At 60.4% G+C, this 16355-nt stretch carries 13 protein-coding genes and 2 tRNA genes; 14 read left to right on the top strand and 1 reads right to left on the bottom strand.

The features are described 5' to 3' along the window. Positions 1–7 precede the first annotated feature (7 nt). The 14 genes from folP (at position 8) to FH041_RS14005 (ending at position 13261) form a co-directional block, all read left to right on the top strand. Entirely contained in the window at positions 8–859 is an 852-nt protein-coding gene (gene folP, locus FH041_RS14070) for a dihydropteroate synthase (RefSeq protein WP_049696584.1), read from the top strand. 16 nt (positions 860–875) lie between these two features. Further along, positions 876–2216 carry a phosphoglucosamine mutase gene (gene glmM, locus FH041_RS14065; RefSeq protein WP_027915412.1) on the top strand — a complete coding sequence of 447 codons (1341 nt, stop codon included), beginning with the start codon at positions 876–878 and terminating at the stop codon, positions 2214–2216. Positions 2217–2281: 65 nt separating this feature from the next. Further along, on the top strand, positions 2282–3037 hold the full coding sequence (tpiA, locus tag FH041_RS14060) for a triose-phosphate isomerase (protein ID WP_027915411.1): 756 nt from the start codon (positions 2282–2284) through the stop codon (positions 3035–3037). Positions 3038–3041: 4 nt separating this feature from the next. Further along, positions 3042–3440, top strand: a complete 399-nt coding sequence (secG, locus tag FH041_RS14055; RefSeq protein WP_027915410.1) for a preprotein translocase subunit SecG — start codon at positions 3042–3044, stop codon at positions 3438–3440. Between the two features lie 19 nt (positions 3441–3459). After that, positions 3460–3545, top strand: a tRNA-Leu gene (locus FH041_RS14050). 100 nt (positions 3546–3645) lie between these two features. After that, positions 3646–3722: transfer RNA gene (locus FH041_RS14045), tRNA-Met, on the top strand. A gap of 129 nt (positions 3723–3851) precedes the next feature. Continuing rightward, on the top strand, positions 3852–4310 hold the full coding sequence (gene rimP / locus FH041_RS14040) for a ribosome maturation factor RimP (protein WP_027915409.1): 459 nt from the start codon (positions 3852–3854) through the stop codon (positions 4308–4310). Positions 4311–4369: 59 nt separating this feature from the next. Next, entirely contained in the window at positions 4370–5851 is a 1482-nt protein-coding gene (gene nusA, locus FH041_RS14035; RefSeq protein WP_023533184.1) for a transcription termination factor NusA, read from the top strand. A 27-nt stretch (positions 5852–5878) separates the two neighbouring features. Beyond that, positions 5879–8407 (top strand): translation initiation factor IF-2, encoded by a 2529-nt coding sequence (gene infB, locus FH041_RS14030; protein WP_027915408.1) that lies wholly within the window; start codon positions 5879–5881, stop codon positions 8405–8407. A 114-nt stretch (positions 8408–8521) separates the two neighbouring features. Next, positions 8522–8920: a 30S ribosome-binding factor RbfA gene (rbfA, locus tag FH041_RS14025; RefSeq protein WP_028687810.1), complete on the top strand. Its 399-nt coding sequence runs from the start codon at positions 8522–8524 to the stop codon at positions 8918–8920. Between the two features lie 3 nt (positions 8921–8923). Then, entirely contained in the window at positions 8924–9841 is a 918-nt protein-coding gene (truB, locus tag FH041_RS14020; RefSeq protein ID WP_027915407.1) for a tRNA pseudouridine(55) synthase TruB, read from the top strand. 150 nt (positions 9842–9991) lie between these two features. Beyond that, the gene (rpsO, locus tag FH041_RS14015; RefSeq protein ID WP_023533188.1) at positions 9992–10261 is read left to right on the top strand and encodes a 30S ribosomal protein S15; all 270 of its coding nucleotides are present in this window, start codon (positions 9992–9994) and stop codon (positions 10259–10261) included. A 249-nt stretch (positions 10262–10510) separates the two neighbouring features. Further along, positions 10511–12616, top strand: coding sequence for a polyribonucleotide nucleotidyltransferase (gene pnp / locus FH041_RS14010; RefSeq protein WP_023533183.1), 2106 nt, complete (start codon positions 10511–10513; stop codon positions 12614–12616). A 294-nt stretch (positions 12617–12910) separates the two neighbouring features. After that, on the top strand, positions 12911–13261 hold the full coding sequence (locus tag FH041_RS14005; protein WP_027915406.1) for a BON domain-containing protein: 351 nt from the start codon (positions 12911–12913) through the stop codon (positions 13259–13261). A 124-nt stretch (positions 13262–13385) separates the two neighbouring features. Here the strand turns inward: FH041_RS14005 and FH041_RS14000 are convergent, their stop codons facing one another. Further along, positions 13386–16322 carry a DUF748 domain-containing protein gene (locus FH041_RS14000; RefSeq protein WP_140174713.1) on the bottom strand — a complete coding sequence of 979 codons (2937 nt, stop codon included), beginning with the start codon at positions 16320–16322 and terminating at the stop codon, positions 13386–13388. Between the last annotated feature and the right edge of the window lie 33 nt (positions 16323–16355).

The following is a 16355-nucleotide window of genomic DNA, read 5'->3' as shown; positions in this document are numbered from 1 at the left end:
GGCACCTATGAGCTCAGTGCAGCACCCGACCCGATTGCCTTGCGGCAATCGGGTTCTTGATTTGTCGCGTACCCATGTCATGGGTATTCTCAATGTCACGCCCGATTCCTTCTCCGACGGTGGCCGCTTCAGTCAGCGCGACGAGGCTTTGCGCCACGCCGAGGCAATGGTGGCTGCAGGCGCCACGCTGATCGATGTGGGCGGGGAGTCCACCCGCCCGGGTGCGCGGCCCGTTTCGGTCACCGAAGAGCTTGAGCGCGTGGCGCCGATGGTCGAGGCCATCCACCGTCATCTCGATGTCGTGGTGTCGGTGGATACGTCCACGCCTGCCGTCATGCGCGAAGCCGCCCGCCTGGGCGCTGGCCTGATCAACGATGTGCGCGCCCTCGAGCGCGATGGGGCGCTGGATGCCGCTGCTGCAACCGGGCTGCCGGTGTGCCTGATGCACATGCGCGGCGAGCCGGGCACCATGCAGGACGACCCGCATTATGAGAATGTCACCCAGGACGTGGCGCGCTACCTCCAGCAGCGCATGGTGGCCTGTGCGGACGCGGGCATCGAGGCCGACCGCATCGTGCTCGATCCAGGCTTCGGTTTCGCCAAGACCCTGGCCCACAATCTCAGCCTGTTCAAGCACCTCGAAGCGCTCCATCGCCTGGGGCGTCCGCTGCTGGTAGGCGTTTCCCGTAAAAGCATGATCGGCCTGACGCTCGAGCGTCCTGTGGATGAGCGTCTTTATGGCAGCCTGGCGCTCGCGGCGCTGGCCGTGACCAAGGGCGCAAGGATCCTGCGCGTGCATGATGTAGCGCAAACCGTTGACGTGGTCCGCATGATCGCCGCCGTTCAGCACGCCGAATAAGAACATTGGAGTTCCTATGAGCAGAAAATATTTTGGTACCGACGGCATTCGTGGCCGCGTCGGCGAATACCCGATCACCCCAGAGTTCATGCTCAAGCTTGGCTGGGCGGCTGGCATGGCGTTTCGCAAACAAGGCCATTGCCGCGTGCTGGTGGGCAAGGACACGCGGATCTCCGGCTACATGTTCGAATCCGCGCTCGAAGCTGGTCTTTCGGCCGCAGGCGCCGATGTGATGCTGCTGGGCCCGATGCCCACGCCTGCCATCGCCTACCTGACCCGCACCTTCCATGCCGAAGCCGGTATCGTCATCAGTGCCTCGCACAACCCGCACGATGACAATGGCATCAAGTTCTTCTCGGGGCAGGGCACCAAGTTGCCGGACGAAGTGGAGCTGATGATCGAGGAACTGCTCGATCAGCCCATGACCGTCGTGGAGTCGAGCAAGCTGGGCAAGGTTTCGCGCATCAACGACGCAGCCGGTCGCTACATCGAGTTCTGCAAGAGCAGCGTGCCCAGCAGCACCAGCTTCGCCGGCCTCAAGCTGGTGGTCGACTGCGCCCATGGCGCCACGTACAAGGTCGCGCCCAGCGTGTTCCGTGAGTTGGGTGCCGATGTGACTGTGCTGCACGCCCAGCCTGATGGCCTGAACATCAACGAGGGCTGTGGTTCGACCCACATCGAGTCGCTGCAGGCCGCCGTGCTGGTCGGCCACGCAGACCTGGGCATCGCTTTCGACGGTGATGGCGACCGTGTGTTGATGGTCGATCACACCGGCGCGATCGTCGACGGTGACGAGCTGCTGTTCATCATTGCGCGCGACCTGCATGACCGCGGCAAGCTGCAAGGGGGCGTGGTAGGCACGCTCATGAGCAACCTGGGGCTGGAGCTTGCACTCAAGGACCTGGATATCCCATTCGTGCGTGCCAAGGTCGGTGACCGCTACGTCATGGCCGAGCTGCTCGAGCGCGAGTGGCTGGTGGGTGGGGAAAATTCCGGCCACGTGGTGTGCTGCAACTACACCACCACAGGGGATGCGATCATCGCTGCGCTGCAGGTGCTGATGGCGCTCAAGCGCCGTGGCGAGACCCTGGCCCAGGCGCGCCAGGCGCTGCGCAAATGCCCGCAAGTGCTGATCAACGTGCGCTTCAGTGCAGGCGACGTGGACCCCCTCGAGCACCCGGACGTCAAGCAAGCCAGCGCGCAGGTCACAGAGGCCCTGGCAGGCCGTGGGCGGGTGTTGCTGCGTAAATCCGGGACCGAGCCGCTGTTGCGCGTCATGGTCGAAGGTGAGGATGAACACCAGGTGCGTCTGCATGCCGAAGCACTGGCAAAGCGCGTCGCAGAAGTTTGTGCCTGAAGCCGCTTGCCAGCGCGAATCTGGTTGGGTAAGATCTGCGCCCACTTTGACCGACGAGGTAAAGCATGCGTCGCCCTATGGTTGCTGGTAACTGGAAGATGCACGGTACCCGCGCCAGCGTCGCTGAGCTGACCGAGGGTTTGCGCAATCTTGCCCTGCCGAGCGGAGTGGAAGTCGCGGTATTCCCGCCAACCTTGTTCATCAACCAAGTGGTTGCCGAACTCGACGGCAAGGGTATTATCGTCGGTGCACAGAATTCTGCGGTAATGCCCGAACAGGGCGCGCTGACCGGTGAAGTTGCTCCGGAACAGCTGGTTGAAGCAGGTTGCAAGTTGGTGTTGATTGGCCATTCGGAACGTCGCCAGGTAATCGGCGAAGATGACGAAGTGCTGAATCGCAAGTTTGCAGCGGCTCAGGCCAAAGGTTTGAAGCCCGTGCTCTGTATTGGGGAAACCCTTGAAGAGCGCGAGGCCGGCAAAACGCTCGAAGTTGTTGGGCGTCAACTCAACAGTATCATCGAAGCTTTCGGTGTTAGTGTGTTTGCCAATGCGGTAATTGCCTATGAGCCTGTATGGGCCATCGGCACTGGCCTAACGGCCACGCCTCAGCAGGCCCAGGATGTGCACGCCGCCATCCGCGGCCAGCTGGCGGCAAAAGATGCTGAAGTGGCTGCGAAGGTGCAGTTGCTCTACGGCGGCAGCGTGAAGGCGGCCAATGCGGCCGAACTGTTCGGCATGCCGGATATCGATGGGGGTCTCATTGGTGGGGCTTCCCTGAACGCAGACGAATTCGGTGCAATTTGTCGCGCCGCAGGAAACTGAACAAATGCTGGAAACAGTCATCGTTGTTTTTCATCTGTTGGCAGCGCTTTCGCTGGTAGTGCTGGTACTGTTGCAACAGGGTAAGGGGGCGGAAGCCGGTGCATCTTTTGGTGCGGGTGCTTCCAATACCGTCTTCGGAAGTCAGGGCTCTGCCACCTTCCTAAGTAAATTCACTGCAATACTCGCTGCCACTTTCTTTTTGACAGCACTTGGGTTAGGATACTTCGCGAAGCAACAAGCTCACCAGCTTAGCCAAGCAGGTCTTCCAGATCCAGCCGTGCTAGAAGTGAAAGAGCAGCCAAAACCGGCCATCAATGATGATGTACCGGTGCTCCAAGAACAGAAGAGCGAAGCCACTCCTAATTCGGGTGATGTACCTCCTCCGGCAGAAGAGCAGAAGTAACGGGTTTCAAAGTAGTATTGCCGAGGTGGTGGAATTGGTAGACACGCAACCTTGAGGTGGTTGTGCCCATAGGGTGTAGGGGTTCGAGTCCCCTTCTCGGTACCATTTAAAGCTTGAGAGCCCGCCTTGGCGGGCTTTCTTGCAGGTGAAGGTTTGGATTTGACCCTCAAGTGGGTTCGGTCTTATACTTTCGCCCCAGCTTTGTCGCGGGGTGGAGCAGCTTGGTAGCTCGTCGGGCTCATAACCCGAAGGTCGTTGGTTCAAATCCAGCCCCCGCAACCAGCTTCAGCGAAGCCCCTTTTCAGGGGCTTTTTGCTAACCGAACAGTTCAGGCGTCGTTGTCCAACGGCGCTTTCAGGGATGGGCGCTTCGCCCATTTTTTATTTGCACAGCATGCACGAGGGGGTTCAGGTGTCGAGCAAGCTAGAACAGTTGCAGGCCTTGTTGGCCCCGGTTGTCGAGGGTCTGGGCTATCAATGCTGGGGGATCGAATTCGTTTCCCAGGGCAAGCATTCGGTATTGCGTATCTACATCGACAAGGAAGGCGGCATTCTGGTGGAGGACTGCGAAGCTGTCAGCCGTCAAGCCAGCGCCATCCTGGATGTCGAGGATCCGATCAGCAGCGAGTACACCCTCGAGGTGTCTTCTCCAGGCATGGATCGCCCACTGTTCACACTGGAACAGTTTGCCTCGCATGCCGGCGAACAAGTGAAGATCAAGCTGCGCTCACCCTTCGAGGGTCGTCGTAACTTCCAGGGCCTTCTCCGCGGTGTGGAGGAGCAGGATGTGGTGGTCCAGGTGGACGACCAGGAGTTCCTACTGCCGATCGATTCGATCGACAAGGCCAATATTATTCCCAGTTTTGACTGAGACGTGCCGGGCCCGACGGATTATCCGGGCCCAATGGCTTGCGCAAGGCGAGGCGTACGATGAGCAAAGAAGTACTGCTGGTTGTTGAATCGGTATCCAACGAAAAAGGTGTACCGCCCGGCGTCATTTTCGAAGCGCTGGAGGTGGCCCTGGCCACCGCAACCAAAAAACGTTTTGAAGACGAAGTCGACCTGCGTGTGGAAATCAACCGCCACACCGGTAGCTACGAGACTTTCCGTCGTTGGACCGTGGTCGATGAAGCCGACCTCGATGATCCGGCCATCGAAACCTGGCTGGACAAGATCAAGGACACGCATCCCGAAGCCAAGATTGGCGACGTGATCGAAGAAAAGATCGAATCCATCGAGTTCGGCCGCATCGCCGCGCAGACCGCCAAGCAGGTCATCGTGCAGAAGGTCCGTGAGGCCGAGCGTGCGCAGGTGGTCGATGCCTACCGTGAGCGTGTGGGCGAAATCATCTCCGGTACCGTCAAGAAGGTCACCCGCGACAACGTCATCGTCGACCTGGGCAACAATGCCGAGGCGTTGCTGGCCCGCGAAGACATCATTGCCCGCGAAACTTTCCGTGTGGGTGTGCGCCTGCGTGCACTGCTCAAGGAAATTCGCACCGAAAACCGTGGTCCTCAGCTGATCCTGTCGCGCACCGCGCCGCAGATGCTGATCGAGCTTTTCCGCATCGAAGTGCCGGAAATCGCTGAAGGCCTCATCGAAGTCATGGCCGCTTCCCGTGATCCGGGTTCGCGAGCCAAGATCGCCGTCCGCTCCAAGGACAAGCGCATCGACCCGCAAGGCGCCTGCATCGGCATGCGTGGGTCGCGCGTCCAGGCCGTATCCGGAGAGTTGGGTGGTGAGCGTGTGGATATCGTTCTCTGGGACGATAACCCGGCGCAGTTCGTCATCAACGCCATGTCGCCGGCTGAAGTCGCGGCGATCATCGTTGATGAAGATGCCCATGCCATGGACATCGCCGTCGCCGAAGACAACCTGGCTCAAGCCATTGGCCGTGGCGGTCAGAACGTTCGCCTGGCCAGTCAGTTGACTGGCTGGACCCTGAACGTGATGACCGAGAAGGACATCCAGGCCAAGCAGCAAGCCGAAACTGGCGACATCCTGCGCAATTTCATCGATGAACTGGAAGTCGACGAGGAGCTGGCCCAAGTGCTGGTCGACGAAGGCTTCACCAGCCTTGAAGAAATTGCCTACGTACCGTTGGAAGAAATGCTCAACATCGATGGCTTTGACGAAGATATCGTCAATGAGCTCCGCGCTCGAGCCAAGGACCGTTTGTTGACCAAGGCCATCGCTACCGAAGAAAAACTGGCAGACGCCCATCCGGCCGAAGACCTGCTCTCCCTTGAGGGCATGGACAAGGACCTGGCGGCGGAACTGGCGGTGCGCGGCGTGGTTAACCGCGAAGACCTGGCCGAGCAGTCGATCGACGACCTGCTCGACATCGACGGCATCGACGAAGAGCGTGCCGGCAAGTTGATCATGGCCGCCCGAGCCCACTGGTTCGAGTAATTAGGCGCGGCCTGAGGAGAGAAGTGCATGACGCAAGTCACGGTGAAAGAACTGGCCCAAGAGGTCGAGGCACCGGTAGAGCGCCTGCTGCAGCAGATGCGTGAGGCAGGTCTGCCGCACACCGACGCCGGTCAGGTAGTGACCGACAATGAGAAGCAGACCTTGCTGACTCATTTGAAGAGCAGCCACAAGAGCAAGGCGGAAGAACCGCGCAAGATTACCTTGCAGCGCAAAACCACCAGCACCCTGCGTGTCGCCGGTAGTAAGAGTATCAGCGTAGAAGTACGCAAGAAGAAAGTATTCGTGCAGCGCAGCCCGGAAGAAATCCAGGCTGAGCAGAAGCGTGAGCTCGAAGAGCGCCGTGCAGCTGAAAACGCTGCCCGCGACAAGGTTGACGCTGAAGTGCGTCAGCGCAACGAAGAGCAGGCGCGTCGCCAGGCTGCTGATGCCGCCGCTTCCGCTCCGGCTCCGGCTGCTAAGGCAGAACAGGCTTCTGCCCCTGCCGCTGCGCCGGTCGTAGCCAATGCGCCGACGTCGGAAGACGCTGCCGCCCGTGCGGCCGAGCGCAAGAAAGACGAGACCCGTCGCAACGAAAGCCGCACCCGTGATGACGACCGTCGTCGTGGCGAGGCGCCACGTGTGTCGATCAAGGTCAAGGTCAAGGAAAAGGAAAAGGCTCCGACGCCTCGTGCCGCGCCGCGTACCACCGACGAAGAGAGCGATGGCGCTCGTCGTGGTCGTGGTGGCAAGAGCAAGCTGAAGAAGCGTAACCAGCACGGCTTCCAGAACCCGACCGGTCCGGTCATTCGTGACGTGACCATCGGCGAGACCATCACCGTCTCCGAGCTTGCCAACCAGATGTCCGTCAAGGGCGCTGAAGTGGTCAAGTTCATGTTCAAGATGGGCACCCCGGTGACCATCAACCAGGTGCTCGATCAGGAAACCGCTCAGCTGATCGCCGAAGAGCTGGGCCACAAGGTCACGCTGATCAGCGATTCCGCCCTGGAAGACTCCCTGGCCGAATCCCTGAAGTTCGAAGGCCAGACCGAGTCCCGTGCGCCGGTCGTCACTGTCATGGGTCACGTCGACCATGGTAAGACCTCGCTGCTCGACTACATCCGTCGTGCCAAGGTTGCTGCTGGCGAAGCCGGTGGTATCACCCAGCACATCGGTGCCTACCACGTGGAAACCGACCGCGGCATGGTCACCTTCCTCGACACCCCTGGCCACGCTGCGTTTACCCAGATGCGTGCCCGTGGTGCCAAGGCGACCGACATCGTCATCCTGGTGGTGGCGGCGGACGACGGCGTGATGCCACAAACCCGCGAAGCCGTTCAGCATGCCAAGGCAGCTGGCGTACCGCTGGTGGTTGCGGTCAACAAGATCGACAAGCCTGGTGCTGACCTTGATCGCATCCGTAACGAGCTGTCCGTCGAAGGCGTGACCTCCGAGGACTGGGGTGGTGACACGCCATTCGTCAAGGTTTCGGCCAAGATGGGTACCGGCGTGGACGAGCTGCTCGAAGCGGTGCTGCTGCAGGCCGAGATCCTCGAGTTGACCGCTACGCCGACCGCCCCAGGGCGCGGTGTGGTCGTCGAATCGCGTCTGGACAAGGGCCGCGGCCCAGTCGCTACCATCCTGGTTCAGGACGGTACGCTGCGTCAGGGCGACATGGTGCTGTGCGGCTCCAACTATGGCCGCGTTCGCGCCATGCTGGACGAGAACGGCAAGCCTGTGAAGGAAGCTGGCCCGTCCATCCCGGTCGAAATCCTTGGCCTGGACGGCACACCGGAAGCCGGCGACGAGCTGTCGGTAGTGGCTGACGAGAAGAAAGCCCGCGAAGTTGCCATGTTCCGTCAAGGCAAGTATCGCGAGGTCAAGCTGGCCCGTGCTCACGCAGGCAAGCTGGAAAATATCTTCGAGACCATGGGTCAGGAAGAGAAGAAAACGCTCAACATCGTTCTCAAGACCGATGTGCGCGGTTCTCTCGAAGCGCTGCAGGGTTCGCTCGGCGGCCTGGGCAACGACGAAGTGCAGGTCCGTGTCATTGGTGGCGGCGTAGGTGGTATCACCGAGAGCGATGCCAACCTGGCGCTGGCTTCGAACGCAGTACTGTTCGGCTTCAACGTGCGTGCCGATGCCGGTGCGCGCAAGATCGTCGAGCAGGAAGGTCTGGATATGCGTTACTACAACGTGATCTACGACATCATCGAAGACGTCAAGAAAGCCCTGACCGGCATGCTCGGCAGCGATGTTCGCGAGAACATTCTGGGCGTCGCCGAAGTGCGTGACGTGTTCCGTTCGCCGAAGTTCGGCGCCATCGCTGGCTGTATGGTCATCGAAGGTACCGTCTACCGTAACCGTCCGATCCGCGTACTGCGCGACGACGTGGTCATCTTCGAGGGCGAGCTGGAATCGCTGCGCCGCTTCAAGGACGATGCCGCCGAAGTGCGTAACGGCATGGAGTGTGGTATCGGCGTGAAGAGCTACAACGACGTCAAGGTCGGCGACAAGATCGAAGTGTTCGAGAAAGTCCAGGTGGCTCGTACCCTCTGAGGGTGAGCAGGCTGCAAGCGCCTTGGCGGGCGCTTTGCAGCACCTCTTCAGGCAGCGCCCGGTCAGGCATCGTTCTGACCGGGCGTTTGCCGCTTTACGTTACAGGTAACAAGAATGGCCAAAGAATATAGCCGTACCCAACGCATTGGCGATCAGATGCAGCGCGAGCTGGCTGAGCTGATCCGTCGTGAAGTCAAGGATCCGCGTGTCGGTCTGGTCACCATCACTGCTGTGGATGTGAGCCGCGACCTGGGCCATGCCAAGGTGTTCATCACCGTGATGGGTGAAGAAACCTCCGATGCCGTGCAGCAGTCGCTCAAGGCCCTGAACAGCGCCGCCAGCTTCCTGCGCCTGCACCTGGGTCGCTCCATGCAGCTGCGCAGCGTGCCGCAACTGCATTTCCACTTCGACGAAAGCGTCAGCCGTGGCGTGCACCTGTCGGCATTGATCGAGCGTGCAGTGGCCGAAGACCGCCTGCACAAGGATGCCGACGAGTCTGGCACCAAGGAGTAATCGGTGGCCCAGGTCAAACGCATTCGCCGCAATGTCAGCGGCATCATCCTGCTGGACAAGCCCTTGGGCTTCACCTCCAACGCTGCCTTGCAAAAGGTGCGCTGGTTGCTCAATGCAGAGAAGGCCGGTCACACCGGTAGCCTCGACCCGCTGGCCACTGGCGTCTTGCCGCTGTGCTTCGGCGAGGCCACCAAGTTTTCGCAATACCTGCTCGACTCCGACAAGGGTTACGAGACGGTCATGCAACTGGGCCAGACGACCAACACCGGCGACGCCGAGGGCGAGGTGCTGCGCACCCGCGAGGTGACCGTTGGTCGCGCCGAACTGGAAGCCGCATTGCCCGGTTTTCGTGGCCCGATCAGCCAGATACCGCCCATGTACTCGGCTCTCAAGCGTGACGGTCAGCCGTTGTACAAGCTGGCGCGTGCAGGAGAGGTAGTGGAGCGCGAGGCGCGTTCTGTTACTATTAGCCGTCTTGAACTGCTCGAGTGCGAAGGCACCCGTGCACGCTTGAGCGTTGGCTGCAGCAAAGGCACCTATATTCGTACCCTGGTGGAGGATATCGGTGAAGTGCTGGGCTGCGGTGCGTATGTCGCAGAGCTGCGCAGGACGCAGGCCGGGCCTTTCGCGCTGGCACAGACGGTCACCCTCGAGGAGCTCGAGCAGGCCCACGCCGAAGGCGGCAACGAAGCGCTCGATCGTTTCCTCATGCCGTCAGACAGCGGGCTGCAGGATTGGCCGATGGTGAGCCTGTCCGAGCACAGCGCGTTCTACTGGCTGCATGGGCAGGCAGTGCGTGCACCGGACGCGCCGCAATTCGGCATGGTTCGTGTACAGGATCACAATGCCCGCTTCATCGGTATCGGTGAAGTGAGCGAGGACGGGCGGATCGCGCCACGTCGATTGATTCGGTCGGAATGACCGAAACCATGGGCCTAGGCAGGTGCCGAGGTCCGTGGAGCAGAGGGTGGCTGTCAGTAGGCACGGTCACACCTCTTTCTATTGATACAGGGTTAAGTCCCTGGCCTATTGGAACCCGTTCGCGGGGTCCGTTTAATCAGGAGAAGCCTCATGGCCCTCAGCGTTGAAGAAAAAGCTAAGATCGTTGCCGAACACCAGCAAGCCGCCGGCGACACCGGTAGCCCGGAAGTACAGGTTGCTCTGCTGACCGCCAACATCAACAAGCTGCAAGGCCACTTCAAGGCCAACGACAAAGACCACCACTCCCGTCGTGGTCTGATTCGTATGGTCAACCAGCGTCGTAAGCTGCTGGACTACCTGAAGGGCAAAGACACCACCCGTTACAGCGCGCTGATCGCTCGCCTGGGCCTGCGTCGCTAATAGCGGCCTGGTTGGTGGTGTGCATGGCGTGCCGCTGGCTTCGACAGGGCTGTTTCACAGCCTTGTCGTGGGGCACGCCACGCATGACTTCGAGGCTGGCAGCCTGGTAACTCGAGCGGTTTTTTCGTTCGGTTCCAGGCTCCCGGCCTCGAGTTGTATCTGGACGGTAGACAGGGCCGATTCCCTGCACTGCCCAAGCATTCGCAAGAAAACAGTTCCCCCAAGAGCCACTGAAGAAGGTAGGAAACCGTGAACCCGGTAATCAAGACATTCCAGTTCGGTCAATCGACCGTTACTCTCGAAACGGGCCGCATTGCCCGTCAGGCAACCGGCGCCGTGCTGGTCACCGTCGACAACGACGTCACCGTGCTGGTGACCGTGGTCGGTGCCAAGCAAGCTGATCCAGGCAAGGGCTTCTTCCCGTTGTCGGTTCACTACCAGGAAAAAACCTACGCTGCCGGCAAGATCCCCGGTGGTTTCTTCAAGCGTGAAGGCCGTCCTTCCGAGAAAGAAACCCTGACCTCGCGCCTGATCGACCGTCCGATCCGTCCGCTGTTCCCTGAAGGGTTCATGAACGAAGTGCAGGTCGTCTGCACCGTGGTTTCCACCAGCAAGAAGACCGACCCCGATGTCGCCGCGATGATCGGTACCTCGGCGGCCCTGGCCATCTCCGGCATTCCATTCGAAGGCCCGATTGGCGCGGCGCGCGTTGCCTTCCACGAAAGCACCGGCTACCTGCTGAACCCAACGTACGAGCAACTGGCGGCTTCGAGCCTGGACATGGTCGTCGCCGGTACCGAAACCGCCGTGCTGATGGTTGAATCGGAAGCCAAAGAGCTCACCGAAGACCAGATGCTGGGCGCCGTGCTGTTCGCCCACGATGAGTTCCAGGCCGTCATCCAGGCCGTCAAGGAACTGGCTGCCGAAGCCGGCAAGCCAACGTGGGACTGGCAGCCCGCTGCCGCCAACACCGAGCTGATGAACCTGGTACGTGCCGAGTTCGGCGAGCAGGTGTCGCAGGCCTACACCATCACCCAGAAAGCGGACCGCTACACCCGCCTGGGCCAGCTGCGCGATGAAGCCATTGCCCGCCTGAGCAACGAAGAAGCCGGCCCGACCGCTGGCCAGATCAAGGAAATCTTCGGCGAGCTGGAATACCGCACCGTGCGCGAGAACATCGTGAACGGCAAGCCGCGCATCGACGGCCGTGACACCCGCACCGTGCGCCCGCTGAACATCGAAGTCGGTGTTCTGCCCAAAACCCACGGCTCGGCACTGTTCACCCGTGGCGAAACCCAGGCGCTGGTCGTTGCCACCCTCGGTACTGCCCGTGACGCACAGTTGCTGGACACCCTGGAAGGCGAAAAGAAAGACCCCTTCATGCTGCACTACAACTTCCCACCGTTCTCGGTCGGTGAGTGTGGTCGCATGGGCGGCGCTGGCCGTCGTGAAATCGGCCACGGTCGTCTGGCGCGTCGCGGCGTGCAGGCGATGCTGCCAAGCGACAGCGAGTTCCCGTACACCATCCGTGTCGTCTCGGAAATCACCGAGTCCAACGGTTCCAGCTCCATGGCTTCGGTCTGCGGTGCCTCGCTGGCCCTGATGGATGCCGGTGTACCGATGAAAGCACCGGTTGCCGGTATCGCTATGGGTCTGGTCAAGGAAGGCGAGAAGTTTGCCGTTCTGACCGACATCCTGGGTGACGAAGACCACCTCGGCGACATGGACTTCAAGGTAGCCGGTACCGCCAAGGGCGTCACCGCCCTGCAGATGGACATCAAGATCAACGGCATCACCGAAGAGATCATGGAAATCGCCCTGGGCCAGGCCCTGGAAGCGCGCCTGAACATCCTCGGCCAGATGAACCAGATCATTGCCCAGTCGCGTACCGAGCTGTCGGCCAACGCGCCGACCATGATCGCCATGAAAATCGACTCGGACAAGATCCGCGACGTGATCGGCAAGGGCGGCGCCACCATTCGCGCCATCTGCGAAGAGACCAAGGCTTCGATCGATATCGAAGACGACGGCTCGATCAAGATCTTCGGCGAAACCAAGGAAGCGGCAGACGCTGCCAAGCAGCGCATCCTGGGCATCACTGCCGAGGCCGAGATTGGCAAGATCTACGTGGGCAAGGTCGAGCGTATTGTCGACTTCGGCGCCTTCGTCAACATCCTGCCTGGCAAGGATGGCCTGGTGCACATCTCCATGCTGAGCGATGCGCGCGTCGAGAAAGTCACCGACATCCTCAAGGAAGGTCAGGAAGTCGAAGTGCTGGTACTGGACGTGGATAACCGCGGCCGTATCAAGCTGTCCATCAAGGACGTCGCGGCTGCGAAGGCTTCTGGCGTCTGATCGCCTAGCGCTTCACAAAGGGCTCCCGCGGGAGCCCTTTTTTTTGGATCTATACTGGGCTGTGCCCGTGTAAATACAAAAACAGACACGGAACTTTTAGCGGACTTGCATCTTGCATGCAGGTTTATCGCGCAGGTTGCAGAATGCACGAGCGGTGAACGATGCGATGATACGTAAGTCATTGATTTAAAAGGAATCAAGCGAAGCGTAAAACCTGGCACAAGCCATGCAACTACCTGTTTACCTGCCGCCAGACACATGGCGCAGACCTTTCGAAAAACAGGAGTGACTCACATGAAGAAGTTCGCCATTGCTGCCGCTACTGCTACCGCTCTGACCCTGACCATGGCCAACGCCGCTTTCGCAGCCCAGGCCACCCAGGCTCCGGTAATGCTGGCTGCCAACACTATGGATGACGCTAAGCAAGAAGGCTCTGACACCTGGATCACCACCAAGGTCAAAGCGGATCTGCTGACCGAGAAAGGCGTACCAGGCAGCGACATCAAAGTAGAAACCAGCCACGGCGTAGTCTCTCTGTCCTCGGACGTCAAAGTGACCGAGTCGCAAAAAGAAGTGGCCGTGCGCGTTGCCAAGAACATCAAAGGCGTCAAGAGCGTAATGGCTGACGGCCTGAAAGCTGAATAAGGATCGTCCTGTCGGCCAAATGGATTTGGCCAGCTACAACAAAAGCCCCGGCCTGTGCCGGGGCTTTTTCGTGGAAGCTTTCATTGAGCCGCATAGGCTTGGCATCAAGCCTTAGGAGTCACGATCAGTCGGCATCCAGGTGCATTGGCGTGACAACGCGGCCATCTTTTTCGGGCTGCCCCAGGTGGGTGTCGATGAAGTACACCCTATCGTCTTCAAGCTTGGCTTTGTCCACCAGGTAATCCTTGATACTGCTGGCCCGCTCCTGCCCCAGAGTGCGTAACAGAGCCGTGCTTTCGGCCCAGAACTTGAGCACGGCGTTGCGAAGGTTGGCAGTGCGCGCGTCGCGGTCAAGCTGCTCCCATTCGGCAGGCGGTTGCTGCTTGAGGCGGCTGCGGTAAATGCCTTCGAGCATCGCTGGCTTGTCGGCCTCGTCGACCACCATCAGGGACGCACTGGCCGGTACCTTGTCACCGCGCCGCTGCAGAATCTTGTACCAGGTGGCCTGATATTCCCGCTCCAGACGCTGTTGGGCAAGAATGGGGCCGTCGCTTGCCTGAGCGCTGGTGCCTTCGATTTCCAGGCGCAGTTCCGGCCGCTTTCTCAACCCTTCGGCAAGTTTATCCAAGGATGCTTGGGCATCGCCTGCCAGCTCGCTGGACCCGGGTGCAAAGGCCACAGTGCCCAAGTCTTCGGCGCCGCCTCCGGCAACAAGGCCACCTATGAGCTTGAACGGTGCCTGCGCGGCGCGCAGCACCAGGTTGCGCAAGGTTTGCCACACGATCGGCATCACGCTGAACTGCGGGTTGTTCAGATCGCCCGCAACGGGCAACTCGATGGAAATCTTGCCGTGAGTGTCTTTGAGCAGCGCCACTGCGAGGCGAATCGGCAGATCGACCGCGTCCGGGCTGTCCACTTTCTCCCCAAGTTGCAACTGCTCAACGACCACCTTGTTCTCGGCTTTGAGTTGGCCCTTGGTGATCAGGTAGTGCAGGTCCAGGTTCAGCCGGCCTTTGCGGATGCGGTAGCCGGCAAACTTGCCCGAGTAGGGCGTCAGGGTGGTCAGTTCGACGCGTTTGAACACGGCGGCGATGTCCAGGCTCGCGAGTGGGTCGAATGGGTTGAGGCCACCTTTGATGGTGACGGGTGCGTACCGGTCAACCTTGCCTTGCACATCCACCGGGGCAGGGAGGGGCTTGCGGTTATCGATGGTCCCCACCTGGCCGTTGAGCTGTTGCACGGCCGTGGCGAAATTGGGCGTGAGCGACAGGTCGGCGAAGTTGGCCGAACCGTCCTTGATCACGATCTGGCCAATGTGGATACCGAGCGGCTTTTCCTCGGTGGCGCTTGCAGGCTGGGGCTGGGCCTTGGCAGGCGCATCGTTTGACTGTGGGATCAACAGGTCATTGATGTTGGTAGTACGGTCTTCGTTGATGATGAAGCGTGCATAAGGCTGTTGCAGTGTCACCTTGGCGATCGACAGGGCATCGCCATGCACATATGTCAGGCCATCGAGGTTGACCTGCTGCCATTTGACGAAGTCCCGGCTCTTGATGGTGTCGAGGGTGTGCAACTGATTCACCTGCGCTTTGCCGCTTACCGTCAAGGCCAACGGCGAGGTACTTTTCAGGTCCACCTTCAGGTCGCTGTCGAGCATACCGCTGCGCAGCTCCAACAGAATGAAGGGGCTGATGTAGGCTTGGGCTAACCGCAGGTCGATGTCCCGGGTGCCGACATCCAGCTTGGCCCACACCGGCGCCAGGTTGACCTGGCCCTGGCCCTGCAGGGTGCCTTGCTTGCCGATGCCGGTGTCGAACTTGACCGTGAAGGGCTTCTGGTTGAGGCTGTCGAAGCCCTTCAAGTCAGCGTTCAAGGGGCCTACGTCCAGGGTGACCGGTTCTTTTTGCGTGCGGTCTGCCAGGTGAACACGGTAGTTCCTGAGCTGGACATCATTAAGCAACACCTGCCAGGGCTTGCTTGGGGCCGCTGGCGTCTGCGGTGCAGCTGAAGCCCCTGCAGTGGGCGGCTCGGCCTTTTCAGCTGGTGTTGGCTTGCCAGGCTCGCCGGCAAACAGCACCTGCCAATCGAGCTGACCGTCCTTCTCCAGCGCTGCCCAGGTTTCCAGTTTTTCACTGCGTACCTTGCCGATCGTGACCTGCTGCTTGACCAGGTCGACGGAGGCATCACTCAACTCCAGATTGGCGAGCCTTGCCAACGGACGACCATTCGGAGCCTTGATGGCAAAGGGCGCCACCCGCACCGAGGCTTTTTCCAGACGCAGTTCGGTCTTATCTGCCAGGTTGAGCCGATAATGCGTGCTCAGGCTGAGCTTGCCGTCTTCCAACACCAAGGGCACCGCATCGCGCACATAGGGCCAGAACAGCTTCATCTTGCTGTCGGTGACCTTAATCGTGCCTTCGGACGCGATAGGCGCTAGGCTCAACGTGCCCTGCCAGTCGATGCGCCCACCGTTGGGACTGTTGGCCACCATGGTCATGTCGGCATTGTCATTGGCGAGGGTGCTGAGGTTCTTCAATTCCAGGCCAAGGTTGTCGTAGAGAAACTCGATCGGCTCGCTGGGACGCAGGTCTTCGAAACGCACGAAACCCTGCTCAAGCTTGATGCTGCCGATACGCAGCGGGAAAGGATCGCCTGGGGGTGTATCGGGCTCGCTTTTGCTGGCAGGCAGTTGGAAAAGGCGAGCGAGGTTGAGCGTGCCATCTTTGGCAAATAGCACTTCGGTGCGTGGTTTGACCAACTCGAGGGCGTCAAGGTGCAGCGCGCCGGTCCATAGGCTGTCCAGCGACAGGTTGGCGTACAGTTTTTCGAAGCCAACCTGCTCTTTACCGGGCTCGCCGATCTGCAAGCCCCACAAGGTCAACTCAAGGCTGAAGGGGTTGAACTCGGCCCGCTGGAGGTGGGCCGGCACCGTGGCGTAGTGGGCGAGCTGCTGGTTGGCGATACGCAGCGCGACGCCCGGAAGAATGAAAAAGCCAAGCAGGCTGTACAGGGCGAGCAACGCCAGCAGTGCGCCGATGGCGCGAGTCAGTCCTTTGTACATGAATCGCTTCGTCTGTCCGGGCCGGGATGCCTT

It is taken from the genome of Pseudomonas sp. SWI7 (assembly GCF_006351945.1).
GTDB classification, from domain to species: domain Bacteria; phylum Pseudomonadota; class Gammaproteobacteria; order Pseudomonadales; family Pseudomonadaceae; genus Aquipseudomonas; species Aquipseudomonas fulva.
This window is presented reverse-complemented; position numbering and strand designations above follow the sequence as displayed.

What these genes read in the sequence shown, in the direction of transcription:
- folP (WP_049696584.1), top strand. Translation starts at nt 8, where the DNA reads ATGAGCTCAGTGCAGCACCCGACCCGATTGCCTTGCGGCAATCGGGTT.
- glmM (WP_027915412.1), top strand. Translation starts at nt 876, where the DNA reads ATGAGCAGAAAATATTTTGGTACCGACGGCATTCGTGGCCGCGTCGGC.
- tpiA (WP_027915411.1), top strand. Translation starts at nt 2,282, where the DNA reads ATGCGTCGCCCTATGGTTGCTGGTAACTGGAAGATGCACGGTACCCGC.
- secG (WP_027915410.1), top strand. Translation starts at nt 3,042, where the DNA reads ATGCTGGAAACAGTCATCGTTGTTTTTCATCTGTTGGCAGCGCTTTCG.
- nusA (WP_023533184.1), top strand. Translation starts at nt 4,370, where the DNA reads ATGAGCAAAGAAGTACTGCTGGTTGTTGAATCGGTATCCAACGAAAAA.
- infB (WP_027915408.1), top strand. Translation starts at nt 5,879, where the DNA reads ATGACGCAAGTCACGGTGAAAGAACTGGCCCAAGAGGTCGAGGCACCG.
- rbfA (WP_028687810.1), top strand. Translation starts at nt 8,522, where the DNA reads ATGGCCAAAGAATATAGCCGTACCCAACGCATTGGCGATCAGATGCAG.
- rpsO (WP_023533188.1), top strand. Translation starts at nt 9,992, where the DNA reads ATGGCCCTCAGCGTTGAAGAAAAAGCTAAGATCGTTGCCGAACACCAG.
- FH041_RS14005 (WP_027915406.1), top strand. Translation starts at nt 12,911, where the DNA reads ATGAAGAAGTTCGCCATTGCTGCCGCTACTGCTACCGCTCTGACCCTG.
- FH041_RS14000 (WP_140174713.1), bottom strand. Translation starts at nt 16,322, where the DNA reads ATGTACAAAGGACTGACTCGCGCCATCGGCGCACTGCTGGCGTTGCTC.